Genomic DNA, 22633 nt, shown 5'->3' with positions numbered 1-22633 from the left:
CCGAAGTAATTTGCCTGTCGGCCGTCCCGCTACTTGCGTCGCGAGCCATCGGAGAGGAAACCCAACAAGTCATACCGGGTGATGACCCCCACGGGCTTGCCCTCCTCGACCACCATGACGGCGTCCAAGTCCCGCAGCGCCTTGGCCAGCGAGCTGACCAGATCGCCGGCTCCGATGATCGGCAGCGGCGGACTCATGTGCATCCCGACGGCGTCGGCCAGGTTGGCGCGGCCCTCGAAGACGGCGGAAAGCAGTTCGCGCTCAGACACACTGCCGGCCACCTCGCCGGCCATCACCGGCGGCTCGGCGCCGACGACGGGCATCTGGGACACCCCGTATTCGCGCAGGATGCCGATCGCGTCGCGGACCGTCTCCGACGGGTGGGTGTGCACCAGGTCGGGCAGCACGCCGGTTTTCCCGCGCAGCACATCCCCTACCGTCGACTGTTGGATCGAGCCGTCCAGCCTGGTGCGCAGGAACCCGTACGACGACATCCAGGCGTCGTTGAAAATCTTCGACATGTAGCCGCGACCGCCATCGGGCAGCAACACCACGACCAGTGCGTCGGGCCCGGCTTGCTCAGCCACCTTCAGCGCGGCCACCACCGCCATCCCGCAGGAGCCGCCGACGAGCATGGCCTCCTCGCGGGCCAGCCTTCTGGTCATGTTGAACGAATCGGAGTCGGACACCGCGATGATCTCGTCGGGGACGCTGCGGTCGTAGGCCGCCGGCCAGAAGTCCTCCCCTACCCCTTCGACGAGATACGGCCGGCCGGTGCCGCCGGAGTACACCGAACCTTCCGGATCGGCGCCGATGACGCGGACGCCCCCACCCGAGACCTCCTTGAGGTAGCGACCGGCGCCGGTGATCGTCCCGCCGGTCCCGATGCCGGCAACGAAATGGGTGACCTGGCCGTCGGTGTCGGCCCAGATCTCCGGGCCGGTGGTCTCGTAGTGGCTGGCCGGGCCCTGCGGATTGGAATACTGATCGGGCTTCCAAGCACCGTCGATTTCGGTGACCAGCCGATCGGACACGCTGTAGTAGCTGTCCGGATGGTCGGGCGGTACCGCCGTCGGGCATACCACCACTTCAGCGCCGTAGGCGCGCAACACGTTCCGCTTGTCCTCGCTGACCTTGTCGGGGCAGACGAACACGCAACGGTAGCCGCGATACTGGGCGACCAGAGCCAATCCGACGCCGGTGTTTCCGGAGGTGGGCTCGACGATGGTGCCGCCCGGCTTCAGCTGGCCACTGGCCTCGGCGGCGTCGATCATCTTCACCGCGATCCGGTCCTTGCTGCTCAGGCCCGGGTTGAGGTACTCGACCTTGGCCACGACCCTGCCGGACCCCGGCGGCACGACCGAGTTCAGCTGAACTAGTGGAGTATTGCCGATGAGTTCACTGATGTGGCGCGCGATCCGCATGCGTTCATGGTCTCAGGTGCTGCGACGCCGCGCGCGAGCACGCCCGGCAACGGTGCGGGCCGGGCACCGGTCCGAGGTGGGGGCGAGCCGGGCAATCGGCACTAGCCGGTGGCTTCGCGGATGTACTCGCCGATCTGCCGCAGCGAGCGCGTCGCCTCGGGCACCACCGGTGCCGCCAATTGGAAGTCATGCATCTGGCCGCGCCAGACCCGGACCTCGGTCGGCACGCCGGCCGCCGCCAGCCGGCGGGCGGCCAAACGCGCGTCGTGCAGCAACACCTCGGATCCGGACACGTGGATCAACGTCCGGGGCAGGCCGGGCTCGATGTGGTCAAGCGGCTCATAGAGCTGCTCGGGCTTTCCGTCGACGACGCGCTTGGCCGCGGCCCTGGCGACCAGCGCGATCAATGCATCGAACGCCTTCGATCCAAACATCGCATCGGTCTTGATGTTGGGGTGCGCCTGCTTGGGCTCCTTGGCCAGCTGCAGCAACGGCGAGATCGCCACCAGCGCAGCCGGTTCCTCGTGGAGCTGCTGCAGCCGTTGCGCCAGTGCAAGAGCGAGATAACCGCCGGCCGAGTCGCCGGCCAGCACGATCTGCTCCGGCTGGTATCCGCGCAGCCGCAGCCAACGGTAGGCATCGTGGCAGTCGTCCAGCGCCATACCGACCGAATGCTTCGGGATCAGCCGATAGTTGACCACCAGTACCGGCGAGTCGGCGTACTTCGACAATGCGTTGACGATTCTGCTGTGCGAGTTGACCCCGCAGGTCAAAAACGCGCCGCCGTGCAGGTAGAGCACCACACGTCGCTTGCCGTCGGCCGGTAACACGCCGGGCGCGCGCACCAGCTGCGCGGTGGCGTGCGGAAACTCGACCGTCGCTCGAATGGTTCCTGGGGCGGGAAGCAACACCCGGGACGCGAAGTCGACGAGACCGAACGGCCACGGCATATGCGGGATATAGCTGCACACCGCCAACGCGGGCCGGATGGTCAGACGACATGCCAGCGACGCGACCATTCCGGGAAGGCTGGGGCCGCTCTCGACGACCTCGACGGGTGCGCCATCGCTGACTGGAAACCTGTATGCCCGCAACGCATCACGGGCGCGAATTGCGTTACGGGGCGAGCCCGAAACCTTGCTAGGTGCGGTCATGCTCAACACTTCCTACGTCGTTGTAGTCAGTCGACGAAGTAGCGGAGCATCAGGTTCAGCTGCTAGCCCAGTGGGCGTAGCCAGCCTAGCACTCAGCCAACCTCGCAAACTTAGCTTGACACCTCTGAGAAGTTCAACAATCAAAGAGTCTGATTCGATACCGGAATTGATCCGTCCCGTAATCGTGTCGACCCTCCGCTCCCTGGACCCCGGCCGCGGGCGACATAAACTGATCACGTGGTACTACGCGCGCCGCGAGGCTCTATGGTTGCGCTGGCCGCCGCGGGCGCGCTGGCGTCGACCGGCACGGCCTACTTAGGCGCCCGCAACCTGCTGATCGGCCAGGCCGAGAAAGCGCGCAGCGTCATCCCGAAATCGTGGGACGTTCCGCCCCGGGCGGACGGCGTCTACGCCCCGGATGGCGGTCCCGTGCAGCGCTGGGAACGCGGGACGCCCTTCGACCTGCACCTGATGATTTTCGGCGACTCGACGGCAACCGGGTATGGCTGTCGCACCACGGAGGAAGTTCCCGGTGTGCTGATCGCGCGCGGACTCGCTGACCACAGCGGCAAATGCATCCGGTTGAGCACCAAAGCGATCGTCGGAGCCACATCGAAGGGCTTGTCCGGCCAGGTCGACGCGATGTTTGTGGCCGGTCCGCCGCCGGACGCGGCGGTGATCTTGATCGGCGCCAACGACGTCACCGCAGTCAACGGCATCGGCGCCTCCGCACGGCGGCTCGGCGCAGCGGTGCGGCGGCTGTGCGCCAGCGGCGCGGTTGTCGTCGTCGCCACCTGCCCCGATTTCGGGGTGGTCACGGCCATCCCACAGCCGCTGCGGTGGACGGTACGCACCCGGGGTCTGCGGCTGGCCCGCGCCCAGTCCGCTGCGGTCAGGGCGGCGGGTGGGGTGCCGGTGCCGCTGGCCTCATTGCTCAGCGCAGAGTTTCGGCATGCACCCGAATTGATGCTGTCCGAAGATCAGTTTCATCCGTCGGCGGCCGGATATGCGCTCGCCGCGAGCCAGCTGCTGCCGGCGCTGTGTAATGCGCTCGGCGAATGGGCCGGCGAGCCGGCTCTGCTGTCGGCAGCCGCCACCGAGGCCGGTTCCGGCTCTCCGACTCTCGCGCTGATCTCGCGGCTGTGGCGACGGCCCACGACCGGTGTGCCGGCACCCCTCGTCGTACCTGCCTCCGGCTAGATCCGATCCCCGAGCTAGAACTGATTGCCCGGCTCTCCCCCGCAAGCGGGTGGGGGTACCCCCAGCCGCGCAGCGGCGAGGGGCGTGCCCCACCTCAGGCCGCTACGCGGCCCGCGTCGTCACCGGGCTAGATTCGGGTCCAGACCACACCCCACCGGAGGAAGCCGTCATGCCCGAAGCCGTCATCGTCTCAACCGCCCGTTCGCCGATCGGCCGCGCCATGAAAGGGTCGCTGGTCAGCATGCGGCCCGACGACCTGGCGGCGCAGATGGTGCGGGCCGCATTGGACAAGGTTCCCGCGCTGAACCCGCACCAAATCGAGGACCTGATCTTGGGCTGCGGCCTGCCGGGCGGTGAGCAGGGCTTCAACATGGCCCGCGTCGTGGCCGTCGAACTCGGCTACGACTTCCTGCCCGGCACCACCGTCAACCGATACTGCTCGTCGTCGCTGCAGACCATCCGGATGGCCTTCCACGCGATCAAGGCCGGTGAGGGCGACGCCTTCATCTCCGCCGGCGTGGAGACGGTTTCCCGGTTCGCCAAGGGCAACTCGGACTCCTGGCCGGATACCAAGAACCCGGTGTTCGACGAGGCCCAGCAGCGCACGGTCGAAGCGGCCGAGGGCGCCGACGACTGGCACGATCCCCGCAAAGATGAGGCACTGCCCGATATCTACATCGCGATGGGTCAAACCGCCGAAAACGTCGCCATACTCACCGGAGTCAGCCGAGAAGACCAGGACCACTGGGGGGTGCGCAGCCAGAACCGGGCCGAGGAAGCGATCAAGAGCGGGTTCTTCGAGCGCGAGATCGAACCGGTCACCCTCCCCGACGGCACCACGGTCAGCACCGATGACGGTCCGCGACCGGGAACCACCTACGAGAAGGTCAGCGAGCTCAAACCGGTGTTCCGACCCAACGGCACCGTGACCGCGGGTAATGCCTGCCCACTCAACGACGGCGCCGCCGCGGTGGTGATCACCAGCGACACCAAGGCCAAAGAACTCGGCCTAACTCCACTGGCGCGCATCGTGGCCACCGGGGTGAGCGGCCTGTCCCCGGAGATCATGGGCCTCGGACCGATCGAGGCGAGCAAGAAGGCGCTGGCGAATGCGGGGTTGTCGATCAAAGACATCGATCTGTTCGAGATCAACGAGGCCTTCGCGGTGCAAGTGCTCGGCTCCGCCCGCGAACTGGGCATCGACGAGGACAAGCTGAACGTGTCGGGCGGAGCGATCGCTCTGGGCCACCCGTTCGGCATGACCGGCGCCAGGATCGCGACCACGCTGCTGAACAACCTGACCACCGACGACAAGACGTTCGGCCTGGAGACCATGTGCGTCGGCGGCGGCCAGGGCATGGCGATGGTGATCGAGCGGCTCGGCTAAACCCCGCACGGCTAAACCCCGCGCACGAAAAAGCCGGCACGTGACCCCGTGCCGGCTTTTTCCGGTCGCTAGTCGTTCTGTAGGTAACTGAGCAGGCGCAGGATCTCGATGTAGAGCCAGACCAGCGTCACGGTCAGGCCCAACGCGATACCCCAGGCCGCCTTCTCGGGAGCCCCGGCGCGGATCATCTGGTCGGCAGCGTCGAAGTCGATGAGGAAGCTGAACGCGGCCAAACCGATGCAGACCAGCGAGAAGATGATGGCCAACGGACCACCGCTGCGCAGCCCCAGCCCCTCGCCGTGGCCGACGCCGAACATCCCCAGCACCAGGTTGCCGAGCATGAGGACCACTACACCGAAGAGGCCGGCGACGATCATCCGGGTGAACTTCGGGGTGACCCGGATGGCGCCGGTTTTGTAGACCACGAGCATCCCTACGAAAACGCCGAGAGTGCCCAGGATCGCCTGTCCGATCAACACACCGGCATTTGTGGTCGACACCGAGAAGTGGGCGAGCAGGAAGGAGATGGCTCCCAGGAACAGCCCCTCCAAGGCCGCGTACGTCAGCACGATCGCGGGGCTGTCCTGCTTGCGCCCGAAGGTGGCGATCAGCACCAGCGCCAGCCCACCGAAAGCACCGATGAAGGTGAACGGGCCGGCCAGCGCGAGGTTGGCCTCCACCATGAAGTAGGAGACGACAGCCACCGCCGAGAGCACAGCCAGGGTGATCCCGGTCTTGGTGACGACGTCGTCAATGGTCAGCGGCCGGGCAACGCCTGCCCGCTGGTCGACATACGGAGCATAGGGGTCCGCCTCATGCCCATATTGGGTCGCGGCGCCCGCGACGCCAGTCCCGAACTGCGCATATCCGCCCCGCTGCTTGGGCAGCGAGCGAAATACCGGGTTACTAGTCTCCCGCACCGTCGGATCCTCTCTTGAGCTGTGACTTCGAGCTGCGTGAACAACTGATCAACGAACCGTAGTCCAGCCGTGTTCCCGGCGGAGGCTTTACTCGGTGACGGCTGGACCTACTCTAGATAAACCTTACCCGCGAGCGCTCCGATGCGGGTAACGATCTAGATTGCTGGTCAAGTCCTGACCAGCAATGAACCGGCATTCATCGAGGGGAGACGACACGCGTGACCGACGAATCCGACGATATTTTGAGCCGCGTCGAAGATGGTGTCGGTTTTGTGACGCTCAATCGCCCCAAGGCGATCAACTCGCTGAACCAGGGCATGGTCGACGAGCTGAGCACGGTTCTTGCCGGATGGGAGCAGGACGCGACAGTCGGTGTGGTGGTGCTTTCCGGCGCCGGGGAGCGCGGCCTGTGTGCCGGCGGGGACGTGGTGGCGATCTATCACAGCGCCCGCGCCGACGGGGTCGCGGCGCGGCGGTTCTGGCGCGACGAGTACCTGCTCAACGCTCAGATCGGCCGTTTCCCGAAGGCTTACGTGTCGTTGATGGACGGCATCGTGATGGGCGGGGGTGTGGGTGTGGGCGCACACGCGAACACCCGGGTGGTGACCGACACGTCCAAGATCGCCATGCCCGAGGTGGGTATTGGCTTCATCCCCGACGTCGGCGGCGCTTATCTGCTGTCGCGCGCGCCGGGGTCGCTGGGTTTGCACGCCGCACTCACCGGTGCGCCGTTCTTCGGCGCCGACGCCATCGCACTGGGATTCGCCGATCACTTTGTTCCGCACGACAAACTCGACGCATTCAGCCACGCCATCGTCGCCGACGGCGTCGAGCGGGCTCTGGCCGCCCATGCCATCGAACCAGCGCCGAGTAGCCTTATTTCGCAACGTGATTGGATCGACCAGTGCTATGCCGGTGACACCGTTGCCGACATCGTCGCCGCACTGCGTGGCCATGACGCCGGGCCCGCCAACGACGCTGCTAACCTAATCGCCACCCGCTCCCCCATCGCGCTGTCGGTGACGCTGGAGGCGGTGCGCCGTGCCGCCAAGATGGACACGCTGGAAGATGTTCTGACCCAGGACTATCGGGTGTCGTGCGCGTCGCTGCGTTCAGATGATCTGGTGGAGGGCATCCGGGCTCAGCTGGTCGACAAGGATCGCAATCCGAAGTGGTCGCCGGCATCGCTGGGGCAGGTGACCGCGGCCGACGTCGACGCATACTTCGCACCGGTCGACGACGATCTGAAGTTTTAGAAGGGCAGCTCCAGTGACTGAAAAGGCGTATGAAACCATCCTGGTCGAACGCGACGAGCGGGTCGGCACCATCACGCTGAACCGGCCGCAGGCGCTGAATGCGCTCAACAGCCAGGTGATGCATGAAGTCACCAGCGCTGCAGCGGAATTCGACGCCGATTCGGGCATCGGCGCGATCATCATCACCGGTTCGGCGAAAGCATTCGCCGCCGGCGCCGACATCAAGGAAATGTCGCACCTGGCGTTCGCCGACGTCTTCGACGGCGACTTCTTCGCGCCCTGGGCCAAGCTGGCCGCCGTCCGCACGCCGACGATCGCCGCGGTGGCCGGACACGCGCTGGGCGGTGGCTGCGAACTGGCGATGATGTGCGACCTGCTGATCGCAGCCGACACAGCGAAATTCGGCCAACCGGAGATCAAACTCGGCGTGCTGCCCGGCATGGGCGGTTCGCAGCGGCTGACCCGGGCGATCGGCAAAGCCAAGGCCATGGACCTGGTTCTGACCGGCCGCACCATCGACGCCGCCGAGGCCGAGCGCAGCGGCCTGGTGTCGCGGGTAGTGCCCGCCGACGATTTGCTCACCGAGGCAAAAGCCGTCGCTACCACGATTTCGCAGATGTCGCGGTCGGCGGCCCGGATGGCCAAGGAGGCGGTCAACCGCGCCTTCGAGTCCACGTTGGCCGAGGGGCTGCTCTACGAACGTCGACTGTTCCATTCGGCATTCGCCACCGACGACCAGTCCGAAGGGATGGCGGCATTCATCGAAAAACGGCCTGCCAACTTCACCCATCGCTGAGAATGCTGTGATGAGCGAGCCGGCCGGCGGGCCCAGCGGCGCAGCGGACGTAGCCGAGCCACCACCGGCCGCCCCCGTGGCCGGCAAGAAACCGTGGTGGATTCGGCACTACACCTTCACCGGCACCGCGGTCGGCTTGGTGTTCCTGTGGTTTTCGATGACGCCGTCGCTGTTGCCACGCGGGCCGCTGTTTCAGGGTTTGGTCAGCGGCCTGTCCGGGGCGACCGGGTATGCCCTCGGGGTTTTCGGGGTATGGCTGGTCCGCTACATGCGGTCACAAGACTCCAGCCCACCAGCACCGCGCCGGGCGTGGCTGGTCCTGCTCGTCGCCGGTGCGGTCGGCATAGTCGCGATGGTGATTTCGTTTCACGTCTGGCAGGACCGGGTGCGCGATTTGATGGGAGTTGCGCACCTGAAATGGTTCGACTACCCACTGTCCGCCGCGCTGTCGTTGATCGTACTGTTCGCAGTGGTCGAGATCGGCCAGCTCATCCGACGATTGATCCGATTCCTGGATCTCCGACTGGATCGCTTTGTGCCGCCGCGGGTTTCAGCCGTCGTCGTGGTGTTCTTGTTGGTGGCGTTGACGATCGCGTTGCTCAACGGCGTGGTGGTGAAATTCGCGATGCGGACACTGAACAACACATTCGAGACGGTCAACAACGAAATGAATCCCGACACCGCCGCGCCGAAGACGCCGCTGCGTTCCGGCGGGCCGCAGTCGCTGGTGTCCTGGGAATCGCTGGGACATCAGGGCCGCATCTTCGTCGAGGGCGGGCCCACCGTCGCCCAGCTCACCGCTTTCAACGGCGCCCCGGCAACCGAACCGATCCGCGCCTACGCCGGACTGGAATCCGCCGACGGCCTCACCGCCACCGCGGAGGAGGCCGCGCGGGAGTTGCAGCGCACCGGCGGACTGCGCCGCGCCGTCGTCGCGGTCGGAACCACCACCGGCACCGGCTGGATCAACGAGGCGGAAGCCGATGCGCTCGAGTACATGTACAACGGCAACACCGCGATCGTGAGCATGCAGTACTCGTTCCTGCCCAGCTGGCTGTCGTTTCTGGTGGACAAACAGAACGCCCGCCACGCCGGCCAGGCGCTGTTCGAGGCGGTGGACCGGCTGGTGCGCGAGCTGCCGGAAGCACAGCGCCCCAAGCTTGTCGTGTTCGGCGAAAGCCTGGGTTCATTCGGCGGCGAAGCGCCGTTCATGAGCCTGAACAATGTGCTGGCCCGCTCCGACGGTGCGCTGTTTTCCGGGCCGACCTTCCAGAACACCATCTGGACCGACCTCACCAAGACCCGCGATCGCGGCTCGCCGGAATGGCTGCCGATCTACGACGACGGAGGCAACGTGCGGTTCGTAGCCCGTCCGGACACCCTGGGTCGCCCGGACGCGACGTGGCATCACCCGCGGGTGGTCTATCTGCAACACGCATCCGACCCCATTGCGTGGTGGAATCCCGACTTGCTGTTCCGCAAACCCGACTGGTTACGCGAAAAACGTGGCTACGACGTGCTTCCCGAGACCGCGTGGATCCCGGTGGTGACGTTTTTGCAGGTGTCGGCCGACATGGCGGTGGCCGTCGACGTACCGCAGGGGCACGGTCATGTCTACGTCGCCGACGTGGCCAACGGCTGGGCGGCGGTGCTGGAGCCGCCGGGGTGGACGCCGGCCAAGACCGAGAAACTGCGCCCGCTGCTGCACGCCAGCGACACCTGACGTTCGGCGAGTAGTCGCTGGGTGTGGGACGGGTGTCGGATGTCTGAAAGACGTTACGCCTTGATGAATTCTTATCGAATCGACCCGTTACGTGGAAACATCAGTAATTCGGGGCCCGATTAAGGAATGTTATTCGGGACACGGTGAAGGGAGTGAGCTATGACTTGGACACGGTCATCAGGAGTCCGCAGCAGCATCACGAAAATCGCGGTGGCGGGGGTGCTAATCGGCATACCCGTGGCCGCTGTCAGTTTTCCGGCGTGTGCGACGCCCGATCTCGGTGGCGCCTCGATTGTGCTTCCGGCGCCGTTGCCAGCGGATCCGCCCACCAATGAGCCGGCGCCGCCTCCTGCCCCGGTGCAGTCAAATTCGGCCGAGGACTACTGGTACAACTGGTACAACCTCGGCGCCGACGGCGGCGGCGGTGGCGGCGGGGGCGGCTGAGACGAACTAACGTCCTGCCGGGACTCCGCGGCGGCCAGCGCGTGGTAGCCGCCGATGACGTCCGTGGCCCGGTGCAGGCCGAGGTCGTGCAGCGCGGCAGCGGCAAGGCTGGACGTGTAGCCCTCCGAGCAGAGGATCACCCACTCCACGTCGTCACCGATGGCCTGCGGCAGTCGGGCTTCGCTGGTGGGATCGCACCGCCACTCCAGCACGTTGCGTTCGATGACTAAGGCCTTTAAAGCCTCGGGCACCTCCCCTTCACGTGTCCGCTGGGCCTGTGGCCGGATGTCGACGAGCAATGCGCCGCGGCCCAGCGCGGCGGGCACCTCGTCGGCGGCCAGCCGGCGCAACCGGGCCCGGGCCACGTCCAATACCTGATCGATGCGGCTCATAGGTTTTCCGGTTGGTCGGTCAACTCGGTGCGCTGGCGGCGCAAGGTGTGCTGCTCGGTGACCTCGTAGTACGACATCACGGCCAGCGGCGGCGAATACGCATGCACGCTCAGGGTGGGGCACGCGGGAGACGGCACGGATGCGACCGCGAGGGGCGGGGCCCACACCACGTCGTGCACCCAGCCCAGCGGGAACCCGGCCTGGTCGCCGGCCTCGAGACGCCGGCGGCGCAGCCGCTCGCCGTCCCAGCGGAATTCATCGAGCGACCCGGACAACAACGTCAGCGCACCCAGCGATCCACCGTGGTCGTGCAGCTCGGTGCGATGCCCGGGCGCCCAGCTGATCAGCCAGACGTCGACTTCGTCGTCACCGAGCAGCCGAGCGAACCAGCGGTCGTCGGTGGGCACGCCACCCGGCGGAACCACGTGGTCGTAGCGCCCGCTGAGCAGCTCGTCGGCCGTTCGGTCGGTGATATGCAGCAGGTCGGCCAGCCGCAGCCGGGTGGGGCCGGAGGCCGACCGGACAGCTGAGGGGCGGGACAGGACGCGGTCAGCAACAAGGTTGGCGGAAACCATGCAAGAACTCCAGAACGAACGAGCGGACCAGGGGGCGTGGGCGCGTTAGGGCCGACAACACTCCCAAAATCCGGTTCGCTGGGTCACGGCCGTCAGTGTTGCATAGATTGACGGGGTGCGCTGGCACCCATGTCATCCCCTGGTGTGGGGCATGGTTGTCGTCGCGGCCGCCGTGTCGGCGGCGACGGGCTGCTCGGCGGGGAACAACACGGCCGCGCCCACGGCGGTAACAGTGTCCAGCAGGCCCGCCACCAAGCAGGCTGCGGCGGCACCCACGCCCGCGGTCGTCGCCGTCTCCCCCGCCGGTGTGACGACCAAGGTCAATGTGCCTGCGCGGTCCACCGAAGACGAGTATTTCCAGGCCTGCCATGCCGCGAAGACGTGGATGCAGGGCCGGCAAGGCGACCGCCAGGTGCTGATCGAGGCCTACTTGGCGGCGGTCCAGGCGCCGGGTGCAGCCGGACCGGGCACCTGGAACACGCCGTGGGGCGCACTGCCGTTAGCGCGCCAGGCGGCGGTGATCGTCGCGGCCCAAGCGGCGGCCAACGACGAGTGCGGCTGACGCCGAGCCGCCTGGCGACCGCAATTCGGATCACGGCTGACAAAACCCGCCCACATCCGCGTGCCGAAGCCGCGCGACGGTGAATCCGGTGTCTGTCGCCGAAGGCATATCCCGCGCAAGATTGAAGGCATGCCGGACTTCGACGCCGACCGCGATTCGTCCCGGCCCCGGGTCGCGCTGGCGCTTGGCAGCGGCGGCGCACGCGGATACGCCCATATCGGGGTGATTCACGAACTGCATGACCGCGGGTACCAGATCGTCGGGATCGCCGGTTCGTCGATGGGCGCACTCGTCGGTGGTCTGCAGGCAGCAGAACGGCTCGACGAGTTCGCCGACTGGGCACGGTCATTGACGCAGCGCGCCATCCTGCGGCTGCTGGATCCGTCGATCACCGCGGCGGGTGTGCTGCGAGCTGAAAAAATCCTCGACGCGGTGCGTGACATCCTCGGCGCGGCCACCATCGAGCAACTGTCGATCCCCTACACGGCGGTGGCAACTGACCTGTTGGCCGGCAAGTCGGTGTGGTTGCAGCGCGGGCCGGTCGACGAGGCCATCCGGGCGTCGATCGCCATCCCGGGGGTGATCGCGCCGCACGTCGTCGATGGTCGGCTGCTCGCCGACGGCGGGATCCTCGATCCGCTGCCGATGGCGCCGATCGCCGCGGTCAACGCCGATCTGACCATCGCCGTCAGCCTGTGCGGCAGCGACGCCGGCGGCAACGCCGAGCCCGAACCCCGACCCACGACCGAGTGGCTGAACCGCATGCTCCGCAGCACCTCCGCGATGTTCGACACCGCCGCCGCCCGTTCGCTGCTCGATCGGCCCACCGCGCGGGCGGTGCTCAACCGGTTCGGCGCGACGATTCCGGAGGCTGCAGAGAACTCCGAGAGCCTTGCGGACCTGGAAGTCCCAGCGTCCGATACCGAGCCCGACGCCGACGAGGAACCCGACGTACCGAAGCTCGGTGGTTTCGAGGTGATGAACCGCACCATCGACATCGCACAGGCCGCTTTGGCGCGCCACACGCTGGCCGCCTACCCGCCCGACTTGCTGATCGAGGTGCCCCGGTCGGCCTGCCGCGGCTTGGAATTCCATCGTGCGGCGGAGGTCATCGACACCGGCCGGACGCTGGCCGCCCAGGCGCTGGACGCCATCGACCCACCCGATCCTGACTCGGCGACGACCGTGTCCGACGACGTCTCCCGAAGGAACCAGCCATGACACGACGGCCTTCACCCGACGCCGCGGCTCCAGACCGACCCTGGCGACGGCCCGGTGCTGCGCGCTATGCGCTCGAGCGACTGCGCGGTTTCGCGCGATCGTCGGTCGACGTCTACGCCGCCGAGCCAACCGCGCTGGTGATCGACAATAACGTGGCGATCCCCACTCGTGACGGAACCGTATTGCGCGCCAACGTGTATCGTCCACCCGACGCCGGCCCGTTCGCGGTCTTGCTGTGCGCACATCCCTACGGCAAGGACAACCTTCCCCTCAAGAAGAAGCGCGGCCGTGGCTATTCGGTGTCCATTCAGTACCGGGTGCTGCGTCAACCGACGCGGCTGCGGTTTTCGGATCTGACCGGCTGGGAGGCTCCCGACCCGGTGTGGTGGACCGAGCGTGGGTTCGCGGTGGTCAACTGCGACCTGCGTGGGGCGGGCCGATCGGGCGGAGTCGGCTCGTTGCTGTCCGATCAAGAGGCCGAGGACGTTTACGACGTTATCGAGTGGGTGGCACGCCAACCGTGGTCCACCGGCGCAGTCGGCATGATCGGTGTCTCGTATCTCGCGATCTCGCAATGGAAAGCGGCCGCACTACGACCACCTCACCTCAAGGCGATCGTCCCGTGGGAAGGATTTACCGACGCGTACCGCGACTTCGCCCGCACAGGCGGCGTCCGTGAGAACGGATTCCTTAGGGTGTGGAGTCGCAACTTGAGCAGTGTCCGGTTGAAGTACAGCCTGGCTGACGAGAACGCCAAGCGCCCGCTGCGCGACGACTGGTGGCAGGCGCTGGTGCCCGATTTGCCGAAAATCGAAGTGCCGGCGCTGATTTGCGGCAGCTTCTCGGACAACAACCTGCACAGCCGCGGATCGGTGCGCGCCTTTGAGCAGATCAGTTCACCCGAACGCCATCTCTACACCCACCGGGGTGGCAAGTGGACCACGTTCTATTCACAGGCGGCGCTCGACACCCAGTTGGCATTCCTCGACCGGCATCTCCGCGATGGGACGGGCACATCGCAGCCCAGGGTCCGCCTGGAAGTCCGTGAAGACCGCGACCATATCGTCGAGGTCCGCGAAGAAACCGGCTGGCCGCTGGAGTCGACCAGATGGACGCCGCTGTACCTGACCAATGCCGGCCTGCGCGCTTCACCGGCCGAACAAGCAGGATCCATCACCTTCGATACCTATTCGGGCGGAGCACGTTTCGGCTGGACGCTGGGGGCCGGCACCGAAATCACCGGACCGATGGCGGTGCGACTGTTCGCCGAAGTGCACGGCAGCGACGACGTAGACCTTTTCGTCGGTGTCGAAAAGTGGCGTGGCGGCGGGTATGTGCCGTTCGAGGGTTCTTACGGCTTTGGACGCGATCGAATCACCTCCGGGTGGTTGAAGGCGTCGTTGCGCACCCTTCTGGAAACCACAGAAGTCCGCTCCCGTCCGTTCGAGCCGGTGCCGACACTTGACGCACGCCGTCCGCTGCAGCCCGGACAGATCGTGCAGGTCGACATCCCGCTCGGCCCGTCGGCCACGCTGTTTAGGGCCGGCGAGCAGCTTCGGCTTGTCGTGGCGGGCCGGTGGCTGTGGCCGAGAAACCCGCTCACCGGCCAGTTCCCGTCGGCCTACGAGCCCGGCCCACACTGCAGATGCACGCTGCACTGGGGCCCGGATCACGCCGCCCGGTTGCTCATTCCGGTGATCGGCTAGGCAGGGCCTACGCCGAGGAATGCGGCGACGCCGCCCGCTTCGCGCCTGCCCTGCACACGCCCGGCCTCTGCTGAGGCGATGCGGCAGCGCGGGTCCAGCGCGTTCGGCCCGAAGGCTGCCAGCGACTCGCGGTCGGCGAACACGTCCAACGTCGTACCACGAAACGTGGCGATCTCAGGGACGGGTCCGGGGCCGAACGGCGACGGTGCCGACACGCCCGCGGGTACCAGCACCACGGCCATGTCACAGTCGTCGGCGACTTCCAAATTGATTGTGCTGCCGATACCGCCGTCCATATACCGCCTGTCACCGATCGTGACCGGCGGCCACGCTCCGGGCACCGCGCAACTGGCGGCCACCGCGTCGACCAGGTCGACACCCGAGTTGCGGTCGAACACAACCAGTTCGCCCGTCGCGATGTCGATAGCGGTCACGCGCAGCACCCGGTCGGGCCAGGTGTGCGTCGGCAGTCGCTGAGCTATCACGTTGCGCCGGACCGGTTCGGCCACCGTTTCGGTTGCCAGCGCGACCGCCCCGATCCGTTGCCGCTGCTGCGCCACCGTGGTGTCCGGTTGCGACAGGGCGGCCAGGAAGAGGTCGGTGATGGCATCAACCCCGACGCCGGGATCGATTTCCGACGAGGCTTCCTGGACTTGCCGCGCGAACAGATCCTGGATGCTCGAGCCGCTGCCGATCTGTGCGACCACCGCCGAACCGGCCGAAGTGCCCACCAGCACATCAGAATCCAGCAGCGCGCGTGCCGCAGTGGGCGACTCATCAGCGATACCCTGCAGAATACCTGTCGCCCAAGCGATTCCAGCCACACCGCCGCCGCCGAGCACTAGCGCCCGTTTGATCGTCACGCCGACGCAGTGTGCTGCGCCGCCTGCGCCGTCGCGTTCAGATCCCCAGCGCGCAGCTGGTGTCGAGGCGGATCCGGCAATACCACGTCACTGGTGATCTGCAGCGCCGAGTCGACATGGACCAGCTCGCCCGGTGCCAGCAGCCGCCATCGCGGATCGTGGTCCATCCGCTCGCTGGCGAACACCACCGACGGCCGTGACCGCAGATGGTCGCTCTCCGCGCGAATGCGATTGGTGCGCAGCTGGAATCGGTGATCCCCCAGGGTACCGCGGCGGTCCAATATGTACAGTTCGTTGGGCTCCGGGTAGCGCAGTGCCCACAGGTCGGTGGCGGTGCTCAGCAACACATTGATGGCATAGATCGGGACGTTTGCGGCCAGCCAGCCCAAGGCGTCAACCAAGCCGCCCCGCACATCGCCACCGCGCGCCCGGATCGAGGCGGTGATCAACGCGAACACCCGCTCGGAGTCGGTCTGCCCCAATACCAGGTCAGCGGTGCCGAGGTCGGCCAGTCGCTGGTCGAGCACATCCAGACCTTCCACCACGCCGTTGTGCGCGAAGATCCGGCCGTCTTGCAGGAACGGATGGGTGTTGACCACCTCGTGCGCTCCCGTGGTTGCGTAGCGCACATGCGCGATGAAGGTGGTGCCGGTCAGGTCGTGCGCTTCGGTCGCGAAGTCGGCGTCCTGCCAGGCCGCGATCGCCTGCTTGTGTATCTGCGGGCGGCCTTGGCCGTCGAAAACACCGAGCCCGGTGCCGTCGGGGTTTTTCCTACTCTGAGCAGCCAGGTTGTCCGGCGCGTCCAGCAGCCAAAACGTGGCGGTGACAACGTTGGTCCCGGCATGCAGCCCGAAAAGTCGGCACATCGTCGTCAGCCCGTCAGCAGGGCTGACAGGGTTTCCAACGACTGGCGCGCGTAGCCCTTCCAGAGCATGCCCAACACCGGCAGCAACGGCGCGGTTAGCGCTGATCGGGCATGAATGTTCCAGCGCCAGGTGACGGTGGTCGCCGGACCGCTCGCGGCGAAGCTCCACTTGCCGTCAGCGCTGCCGACCAGCAGTCCCAGCGGGCCGGTGATCCCGGTCAAGGCGTAGCCGAACGAGTGCGGTGGGTCGAGGCTGGTCAGCTCTTCGTGCATACTTCCCCCGCCGGTCAGCACCACCACTCGGGTCTGCCCGGGCGCATCCCACTCGCCGGTCTGATCGCGGACTTCTTTGATCGGCGGGATGGGTCCGTACCGGCGATTGAAAATCGTCGCAAGAGGCAGCGGCAATGTGCCGGCGAAGGCCTCATCCACTCCGACAGGTATCACGCGGGACTGCTCGACGGCCAAGGAGCTTGTCATGACGGCAGGCTACCGCGCCAGCCCGGGGGCGGCCCGAGCGGTAATCAGCGGCAGGTCGAAGAAGCTTTGGATGCCGGCCGGGGCCGCGCACGTCGCCGGGATGGCGTTCACACAGTGCGCCGCGGTCGCGACGATGCCGGGGTTGCTCTTCAGCCCGGCCGCGACGCTTTCCGGCTGCCAGCCCTTGACCGTGATGAAGGCGTCCGGGTTGCCGCGGACTTCGATTTCATAGCGTTCGCCGGCCGGCCCGAACGACCAAGGCGGGTCGAGGTTTTCCTGACCCATCAACCAGTTCACCGTGATCTGGACGACCACGGTATCGCCGACCAGCGCCTCCCAGTGGAAACGGCGCCCGGCGACCTGCCCCGGCTCGATCACCCCGATCGGCGAGTCGATCGGCGCGCTCGCCACGGCGATCTCCTGCGATGTTCGGACCTCGGGTTCGGCGGCGAAGCCCAACCGGTCGACACACAGCCGCACCGATTGGATGAATCCGCCGTCGAGAATTTTCTGCATCGGTCCGGTCAACGCGCGATCCGGTGTCCCGCCGAAACCCATCACATGGCGCAGCACATCCGGCGCGCCGTAGGTCCGCAGATCCGAAAACTCCTCGGAGCGAACGAAAGTTACACCGGTAGACATCACACAGAGCAGCAACGGAAACAGCTCAGTCGCCGCACCCGGACCGATACCGGCGCCGTGCAGGGTCGCGTTGCCGGCCTGCGCGGCAACCTCCAGCGGCGCGGCGTCCCGCTCGCTCGGGTAGAACCAGCCAACCGGGGTGACGACATTCTTGCCGGAGCGCAGCAGTGCCGCGACTTCATCGGCATTGGGCAACAACGGCGCGTAGATCACCGCATCGGCATCGAGTGCGAGGATGTCGTCGAGACTGTTGGTTGCGGTCACGCCCAGCGCCGGTGTGCCGATGATGTCGCCGACGTCCTTGCCGCTCTTGGCCTCCGAATGCACCCAGCAACCGGCGAGTTCGAGTTCAGGGTGCTCGAGCACGCCCTTGATCGCGGCCACACCGACCGACCCCGTTGCCCATTGAACGACCCGCAGGCTCATACTTCTCCTTTCCTCTCCTTTCCTCGCGAGCCTTCCTCGCACGCTTTCCCCGCGAGCAGACGCGACTAGCCTCGCGCTTCGCTGACCTGATAGACGTCGTCGGCGTACCGGGACCGGATGGTCTTCTTGTCGTATTTGCCGACGCTGGTGCGGGGAATCTCGTCGACGAACGTCCAGCGCTCTGGCAACCACCATCGAACGACCTTGTCGGCCAGGAAGTTTCGCAGATCACCAGCATTGACGGCGGAGCCTTCTTTGGCGACGACGACGGCCAGGGGCCTTTCCTGCCAGCGCTCGTCGGGAACCCCGACGACCGCAGCCTCGACCACGTCTGGGTGCGCGATCAGGCAGTTCTCCAATTCGACCGACGAAATCCATTCCCCGCCAGACTTGATCACGTCTTTGGCGCGATCGGTCAGCGTGATGAAGCCTCGTTCGTCGATGCGGCCCACGTCGCCGGTGCGCAGCCAGCCGGAGTCGAATTTCGACTCGTCATGTCCCCGGTAGTAGGAACTGGTGATCCACGGACCCCGAACTTCCACCTCCCCAACAGCATTGTTGTCGTTGGGCAGCACCTTCCCGTGGTCGTCGACGATCCGGGCTTCCACGCCACATATCGGTTGGCCCTGGGTCGCCCGAAACGCCCAGTGCTGTTCGTCGGATGTGCCCGGCGGCGGCCAGGCCATGGTGGCCATCGGGGAGGTTTCGGTCATCCCCCACAACTGCCGGATTTGGACGCCGTGTTTTTCCTCGAAGGTGCGCATCATCGACACCGGCACGGCCGAGCCACCGCACGGGACTATCCGCAGCGACGACACATCGTGGCCGGGATTCTTGTCCAGGTAGTGCATGACGTCGTTCCAGATAGTCGGTACCGCGCCGGCCACGGTGGGGTGCAGCTTCTCGATCATGTCGATCAGTGACTTGGCGTCGAGATGGCAATCGGGCAGCACCAGGTCGGCGCCCGCCATCAGCGCCGCGTACGGCAGCCCCCACCCGTTGGCGTGGAACATCGGCACGATCGGCAACACGCAATCGCTGGAACCGACGCCAATGCCGTTGCTGGTACACGTCGCCATGGTGTGCAGATAGCTCGAACGGTGGCTGTAGACAACACCTTTGGGGTTACCGGTGGTGCCGCTGGTGTAGCACATTGCGGCCGCGCAGTTCTCGTCGATGTCAGGCCAGTCGAACTCGGTTGGTTCGTCGGCGATCACGTCGGCGTAGCGCAGCACCGTCTTACCCGATTCACCCAATGCCGCCAGGTCGCCCTCCCCGACCGCGATCACGGTGTGCACGGTGTCGAGGTCGGCCAAGATCGGCGCGAGCAGTTTGGCCAACGACAGATCGACCAACACGACCTGGTCTTCGGCCTCATTGGCGACGTAGACGATCTGCTCGGGAAATAGCCGGATGTTGAGCGTGTGCAACACCGCACCCATCGCCGGCACGGCCATATACGCCGTCAGATGCTCGGCGTTGTTCCACATGAAGGTGGCGACCCGCTGGTCGCCGGTAATACCGACGCGCCGCAATGCGTTCGCCAGCTGAGCTGCCTGGCGACCGAGTTCGGCGTAGCTGCAGTCGCGGTAGCCGGTCCCGGTCGCCGTGGTGACCTTGCGAGCCCCGTGGACGCTGGAGGCGTGTCGCAGGATGGCGGTGATCGTCAGGGGAAAGCTCTGCATGGTGCTGTACATCGATGGACCGCCCTATGGTTCGCACTACCTGCTGTTCCGGGCCAGCCCGTGAAACGGCCGCCCGCGTGGCGATCATCGCACGCCGAAGCAACCGCCTTGGCGGCGATGTGGCGCGGGCGCCGACTAGGCCAGCGTCGGCTCGAGTCCCAGCAAGTTGGCGAATGCCCATTGGTGTGGGGCGGTGGGCACCTCGTCCGGGGTCAGCGCGTCCGCCGACGCGGTGGTCGATGCGACCGTCAGGACGGTGATCGCGCCGCCGTAGTCGGCGATGTACAGCCGGTTCCCATCCGGGCTCTCGGTCGCGCAGGACGGCTGCGCGCCGGTCACGATGCTGCCGATGACGTCATGCGTAGCGGTGGACCACACCGTCACGCTGCTGTCGCCGACGAGATATGCCCGCCGACCGTCGCGACTCAATGCCAATTGGGTCAGGTAGCCAGCGATCTCGCCGATCTTGTAAGTGTTGGCGATGGCGCCGGTCCGGGTGTCCAAGACGTCGAGCACCGCCCCGAAGTCGGGACTGCAGCTGCCGACATACGCGGTGGCGCCGTCCGGGCTCAGCGCGATATCCCGGATCGGCGAACCGATTTCGACGGTGTTCAGCACGCCCTTGGATTGCGTGTCGATCACGACAAGCTCTGCAGCGGATGGTCCGTTGGCCGCGACGTACAGCCGGCGGCCGTCCGGGCTGACGCGGACACACTCGGCGGTGGTGCCCGCGGTGGCCGCGATGCCGATGGCGTCTTCCTTGCCCGTCGCGGTGTCGAGGATCGCGACGTCGGCGCCGTTCACCGCAGTCCGGCTGGCGTAGACGTGCCGTCCGTCCGGGCTGACCGCCAGATCGGTCACGCTATGCGCCACCGGGTGCGCTGCGACGATCCGGTTGGCATCCATGTCGAATGCCAAAACCGAGTCATACGCCGTCGACACGGTGCTGATGTAGGCACGGCGTCGCGGCGTCTCCGACACGGCCACAGCGAATGGTTCGGCGATGTCGACGACTGTTTGCGCGACGGCGCTACTCACCGTGTCGATGGACGAAAAACTGTCGTCGCCGTAGTGGGTGACCGTCAGCAGCGTGCCGTCGGGACTGACGGCGATGCCGCTGATGGCACCACGCTGCACAGCGATCTCGGCCGTCACCGTGAAGCCAGGGGCAATACCGATTTCGTTCGCACCGCTCACATCGTTCACAGTGACACCAGCCTCTTCTCGTTGGTCCGCGGCGAGCGGACCTTTGACATCCGAGCGGTGAAACGCTTCCGCCGGTCAATCGCTTCCGCAACGCAAACCCGGAATCCTCGGATCAGGCCCGTCGGGGCGCCGCTTTCGAGCGAGTCTACCGGCCGAATTTGGGCCAAAAAAGCACAGTTTGACCAATTGTTACGCACGTGACGTGAGCACCTTAGCGTGCCCTTAAGCAAGGTTTATTGCGCTCCGGTCCCTGCCTCAAACAGCAAACGGAACCGTCGGTGTAGCCAGGTGTTTCGCGACCTTCGCTAACCGAGAACGGATCACGAGCCGATTATTTTTGAATAAGATCTTCTTAATCTTCGCGACCGAAAAGAGGCCCAAATCACATTCGTCCAAAGCGCCGCTCGGTGAGGTCGTGGTGATTTTCGCGGAAATGGACAGGCCGCGCGGCGCAGCGGGGCGCGTCGCCTGGCCGCAACGTTGGTCGCGACCTAGAGCGGCGAGTTGGGTACTCTGATTTGATCCGACGACTCCCCCGAGGAGCTGCGACAACGGGGAGCCGACACGCTCCTGGCGTTCCTGGTCGCACTGCTCGACACCACTGCGACCACACCGGAGTTAAACCAGGCGATGAACGACAACGACGTGCCTGCAAGTGGCAGCGTGACTTCGCCTCCGCTACACCACAAGGAGAGTCCGTTCTTCGCCGCAGACCGCGCCGCCTACTGGCGCCACCTTCGCGAGTTGGGCCCAGTGGTGAAGATAGACACCGGCGATCCGACGCTGCACGGCTACTACCTGACCCGCCGGGACGACGTGCGTGCGGCGTTGCTCGACCCGCAAACATTTGCGTCGCCGCCGAAGACCTTCGCGATCCAGTTGTTCGGCGCACCGCTTCGTCAGGTGCCGCTCTCATGCGCTACGCGATCGGAGCATGCCCGCTTCGGCAGCGTCTTGCACCCGCTCTTCAGCCCCAGAGCGTTGGCTCCCTTCGCTCCGGAGTTGCGGGCCCGGGCCGCGAAACTGGTCGAGACCGTCGCTGCTCGAAGGCAGTGCGATGCAGTCAGCGTCGCCGACACCTATGCGTGCCAAGCGTTATTCATGGTGTGTGGGCTGCCGTCTGACGACGCTCGGGCGCACGAGATGACCAGGGCCGCGGTAATCGGCGACACCACCGGGCAAGCCCAACTTGAACTCGTCAGGTGGCTTAACACCAGCCTCGACGCCGGGCTGAGCGATCCCGAGCGGCCGCCCGGTATTCTGTGGCCGCTACTGGAACGACTCGCCGGTGATAAAGATTTTCCGCTCACCAACGTCGAAGTGGCGTCGGTCATCCTTTTATTGTTCTCTGTTGCAGGCATTGAAATGGTGGCCTCGGCAATCACTTTCGCCCTTCTCCATCTCGCACGCGACCCGCAACTGCGGGCCCAGCTGCGCGAGGACCCAGCACAGATCCCCGCGTTCGCCGAGGAAATCTTCCGGTTGGAGCCGCCAGGGCCGGGCATTCCGCGCGTAACCACGAGAAAAATCGAGATCGGCGGTGTCGCAATCCCGGCGCACAGTTCGGTGTGGCTGGCTCTGGAAGCCGCGGGCAGAACAAACGGCGGCGATGAGATATCGAGGGACAGCCACGGAGAGGTCCGGCGCCAACGCCACTGGGCATTCGGCGGCGGCATGCACAGATGCTTGGGCATGCACCTGGCTCG

At 66.2% G+C, this 22633-nt stretch carries 20 protein-coding genes; 9 read left to right on the top strand and 11 right to left on the bottom strand.

Annotated features, from left to right (window positions below; genetic code table 11):
- Positions 1 to 29: 29 nt before the first annotated feature.
- Together ACLQI9_RS03455 and ACLQI9_RS03450 are read right to left on the bottom strand one after the other, a co-directional pair.
- The gene (locus ACLQI9_RS03455; RefSeq protein WP_442382219.1) at positions 30 to 1424 is read right to left on the bottom strand and encodes a cystathionine beta-synthase; all 1395 of its coding nucleotides are present in this window, start codon (positions 1422 to 1424) and stop codon (positions 30 to 32) included.
- 101 nt (positions 1425 to 1525) lie between these two features.
- The gene (locus ACLQI9_RS03450; protein WP_442382220.1) at positions 1526 to 2578 is read right to left on the bottom strand and encodes an alpha/beta hydrolase fold domain-containing protein; all 1053 of its coding nucleotides are present in this window, start codon (positions 2576 to 2578) and stop codon (positions 1526 to 1528) included.
- 237 nt (positions 2579 to 2815) lie between these two features.
- Between ACLQI9_RS03450 and ACLQI9_RS03445 the strand changes: the two genes are divergently transcribed.
- Both ACLQI9_RS03445 and ACLQI9_RS03440 read left to right on the top strand, forming a co-directional pair.
- Positions 2816 to 3778: an SGNH/GDSL hydrolase family protein gene (locus ACLQI9_RS03445; protein ID WP_442391034.1), complete on the top strand. Its 963-nt coding sequence runs from the start codon at positions 2816 to 2818 to the stop codon at positions 3776 to 3778.
- 169 nt (positions 3779 to 3947) lie between these two features.
- Positions 3948 to 5165: an acetyl-CoA C-acetyltransferase gene (locus tag ACLQI9_RS03440; RefSeq protein WP_442391032.1), complete on the top strand. Its 1218-nt coding sequence runs from the start codon at positions 3948 to 3950 to the stop codon at positions 5163 to 5165.
- Between the two features lie 68 nt (positions 5166 to 5233).
- Here ACLQI9_RS03440 and ACLQI9_RS03435 read toward each other — a convergent pair whose 3' ends face one another.
- Complete coding sequence (locus tag ACLQI9_RS03435) at positions 5234 to 6085, bottom strand: Bax inhibitor-1/YccA family protein (protein WP_442376754.1); 852 nt, start codon at positions 6083 to 6085, stop codon at positions 5234 to 5236.
- 218 nt (positions 6086 to 6303) lie between these two features.
- Here ACLQI9_RS03435 and ACLQI9_RS03430 point away from each other — a divergent pair, with 218 nt between their 5' ends.
- The 3 genes from ACLQI9_RS03430 to ACLQI9_RS03420 are packed head-to-tail and all read left to right on the top strand — an operon-like array spanning position 6304 to position 9860.
- Positions 6304 to 7341, top strand: coding sequence for an enoyl-CoA hydratase/isomerase family protein (locus ACLQI9_RS03430; protein ID WP_442376753.1), 1038 nt, complete (start codon positions 6304 to 6306; stop codon positions 7339 to 7341).
- A 13-nt stretch (positions 7342 to 7354) separates the two neighbouring features.
- Entirely contained in the window at positions 7355 to 8137 is a 783-nt protein-coding gene (locus tag ACLQI9_RS03425; RefSeq protein ID WP_442376752.1) for an enoyl-CoA hydratase, read from the top strand.
- A gap of 10 nt (positions 8138 to 8147) precedes the next feature.
- The gene (locus ACLQI9_RS03420) at positions 8148 to 9860 is read left to right on the top strand and encodes an alpha/beta hydrolase (protein WP_442376751.1); all 1713 of its coding nucleotides are present in this window, start codon (positions 8148 to 8150) and stop codon (positions 9858 to 9860) included.
- 380 nt (positions 9861 to 10240) lie between these two features.
- On the opposite strand, the gene ACLQI9_RS03415 is transcribed toward ACLQI9_RS03420, so the two are convergent.
- On the bottom strand, positions 10241 to 10696 hold the full coding sequence (locus ACLQI9_RS03415; RefSeq protein WP_442376747.1) for a rhodanese-like domain-containing protein: 456 nt from the start codon (positions 10694 to 10696) through the stop codon (positions 10241 to 10243).
- Positions 10693 to 11271, bottom strand: coding sequence for a cysteine dioxygenase (locus ACLQI9_RS03410; RefSeq protein ID WP_442376745.1), 579 nt, complete (start codon positions 11269 to 11271; stop codon positions 10693 to 10695). Before ACLQI9_RS03410 ends, ACLQI9_RS03415 begins: the two co-directional genes overlap by 4 nt.
- Positions 11272 to 11422: 151 nt before the next feature.
- Here ACLQI9_RS03410 and lpqV point away from each other — a divergent pair, with 151 nt between their 5' ends.
- From lpqV to ACLQI9_RS03395, 3 genes are all read left to right on the top strand, one after another.
- On the top strand, positions 11423 to 11833 hold the full coding sequence (gene lpqV / locus ACLQI9_RS03405) for a lipoprotein LpqV (RefSeq protein ID WP_442376743.1): 411 nt from the start codon (positions 11423 to 11425) through the stop codon (positions 11831 to 11833).
- A gap of 129 nt (positions 11834 to 11962) precedes the next feature.
- Positions 11963 to 13054: a patatin-like phospholipase family protein gene (locus ACLQI9_RS03400; protein ID WP_442376741.1), complete on the top strand. Its 1092-nt coding sequence runs from the start codon at positions 11963 to 11965 to the stop codon at positions 13052 to 13054.
- Positions 13051 to 14760 (top strand): CocE/NonD family hydrolase, encoded by a 1710-nt coding sequence (locus ACLQI9_RS03395; RefSeq protein ID WP_442376739.1) that lies wholly within the window; start codon positions 13051 to 13053, stop codon positions 14758 to 14760. The genes ACLQI9_RS03400 and ACLQI9_RS03395 overlap by 4 nt, the downstream gene beginning before the upstream one ends.
- Here the strand turns inward: ACLQI9_RS03395 and ACLQI9_RS03390 are convergent.
- From ACLQI9_RS03390 to ACLQI9_RS03365, 6 genes are all read right to left on the bottom strand, one after another.
- Positions 14757 to 15623 (bottom strand): patatin-like phospholipase family protein, encoded by an 867-nt coding sequence (locus ACLQI9_RS03390; RefSeq protein ID WP_442376737.1) that lies wholly within the window; start codon positions 15621 to 15623, stop codon positions 14757 to 14759. The genes ACLQI9_RS03395 and ACLQI9_RS03390 overlap by 4 nt on opposite strands.
- Complete coding sequence (locus ACLQI9_RS03385; RefSeq protein ID WP_442376735.1) at positions 15620 to 16489, bottom strand: class II glutamine amidotransferase; 870 nt, start codon at positions 16487 to 16489, stop codon at positions 15620 to 15622. The genes ACLQI9_RS03390 and ACLQI9_RS03385 overlap by 4 nt, the downstream gene beginning before the upstream one ends.
- 5 nt (positions 16490 to 16494) lie before the next feature.
- Entirely contained in the window at positions 16495 to 16968 is a 474-nt protein-coding gene (locus tag ACLQI9_RS03380; RefSeq protein ID WP_442376733.1) for an SRPBCC family protein, read from the bottom strand.
- Positions 16969 to 16977: 9 nt separating this feature from the next.
- Complete coding sequence (locus ACLQI9_RS03375; protein WP_442376732.1) at positions 16978 to 18036, bottom strand: NAD(P)H-dependent amine dehydrogenase family protein; 1059 nt, start codon at positions 18034 to 18036, stop codon at positions 16978 to 16980.
- Positions 18037 to 18101: 65 nt separating this feature from the next.
- Positions 18102 to 19733 (bottom strand): long-chain fatty acid--CoA ligase, encoded by a 1632-nt coding sequence (locus tag ACLQI9_RS03370; RefSeq protein ID WP_442376730.1) that lies wholly within the window; start codon positions 19731 to 19733, stop codon positions 18102 to 18104.
- A gap of 123 nt (positions 19734 to 19856) precedes the next feature.
- Positions 19857 to 20918, bottom strand: coding sequence for a YncE family protein (locus ACLQI9_RS03365; RefSeq protein WP_442391030.1), 1062 nt, complete (start codon positions 20916 to 20918; stop codon positions 19857 to 19859).
- Positions 20919 to 21590: 672 nt separating this feature from the next.
- Between ACLQI9_RS03365 and ACLQI9_RS03360 the strand changes: the two genes are divergently transcribed.
- Positions 21591 to 22633, top strand: a 1043-nt coding sequence (locus ACLQI9_RS03360; RefSeq protein WP_442391028.1) for a cytochrome P450, incomplete at its 3' end; no start/stop codon positions are given.

The sequence above is a fragment of the Mycobacterium sp. genome, from assembly GCF_052143115.1.
Taxonomy (GTDB): domain Bacteria; phylum Actinomycetota; class Actinomycetes; order Mycobacteriales; family Mycobacteriaceae; genus Mycobacterium.
The sequence above is the reverse complement of the archived record's forward strand: the minus strand, read 5'-3'. Positions and strand labels throughout refer to the sequence as shown.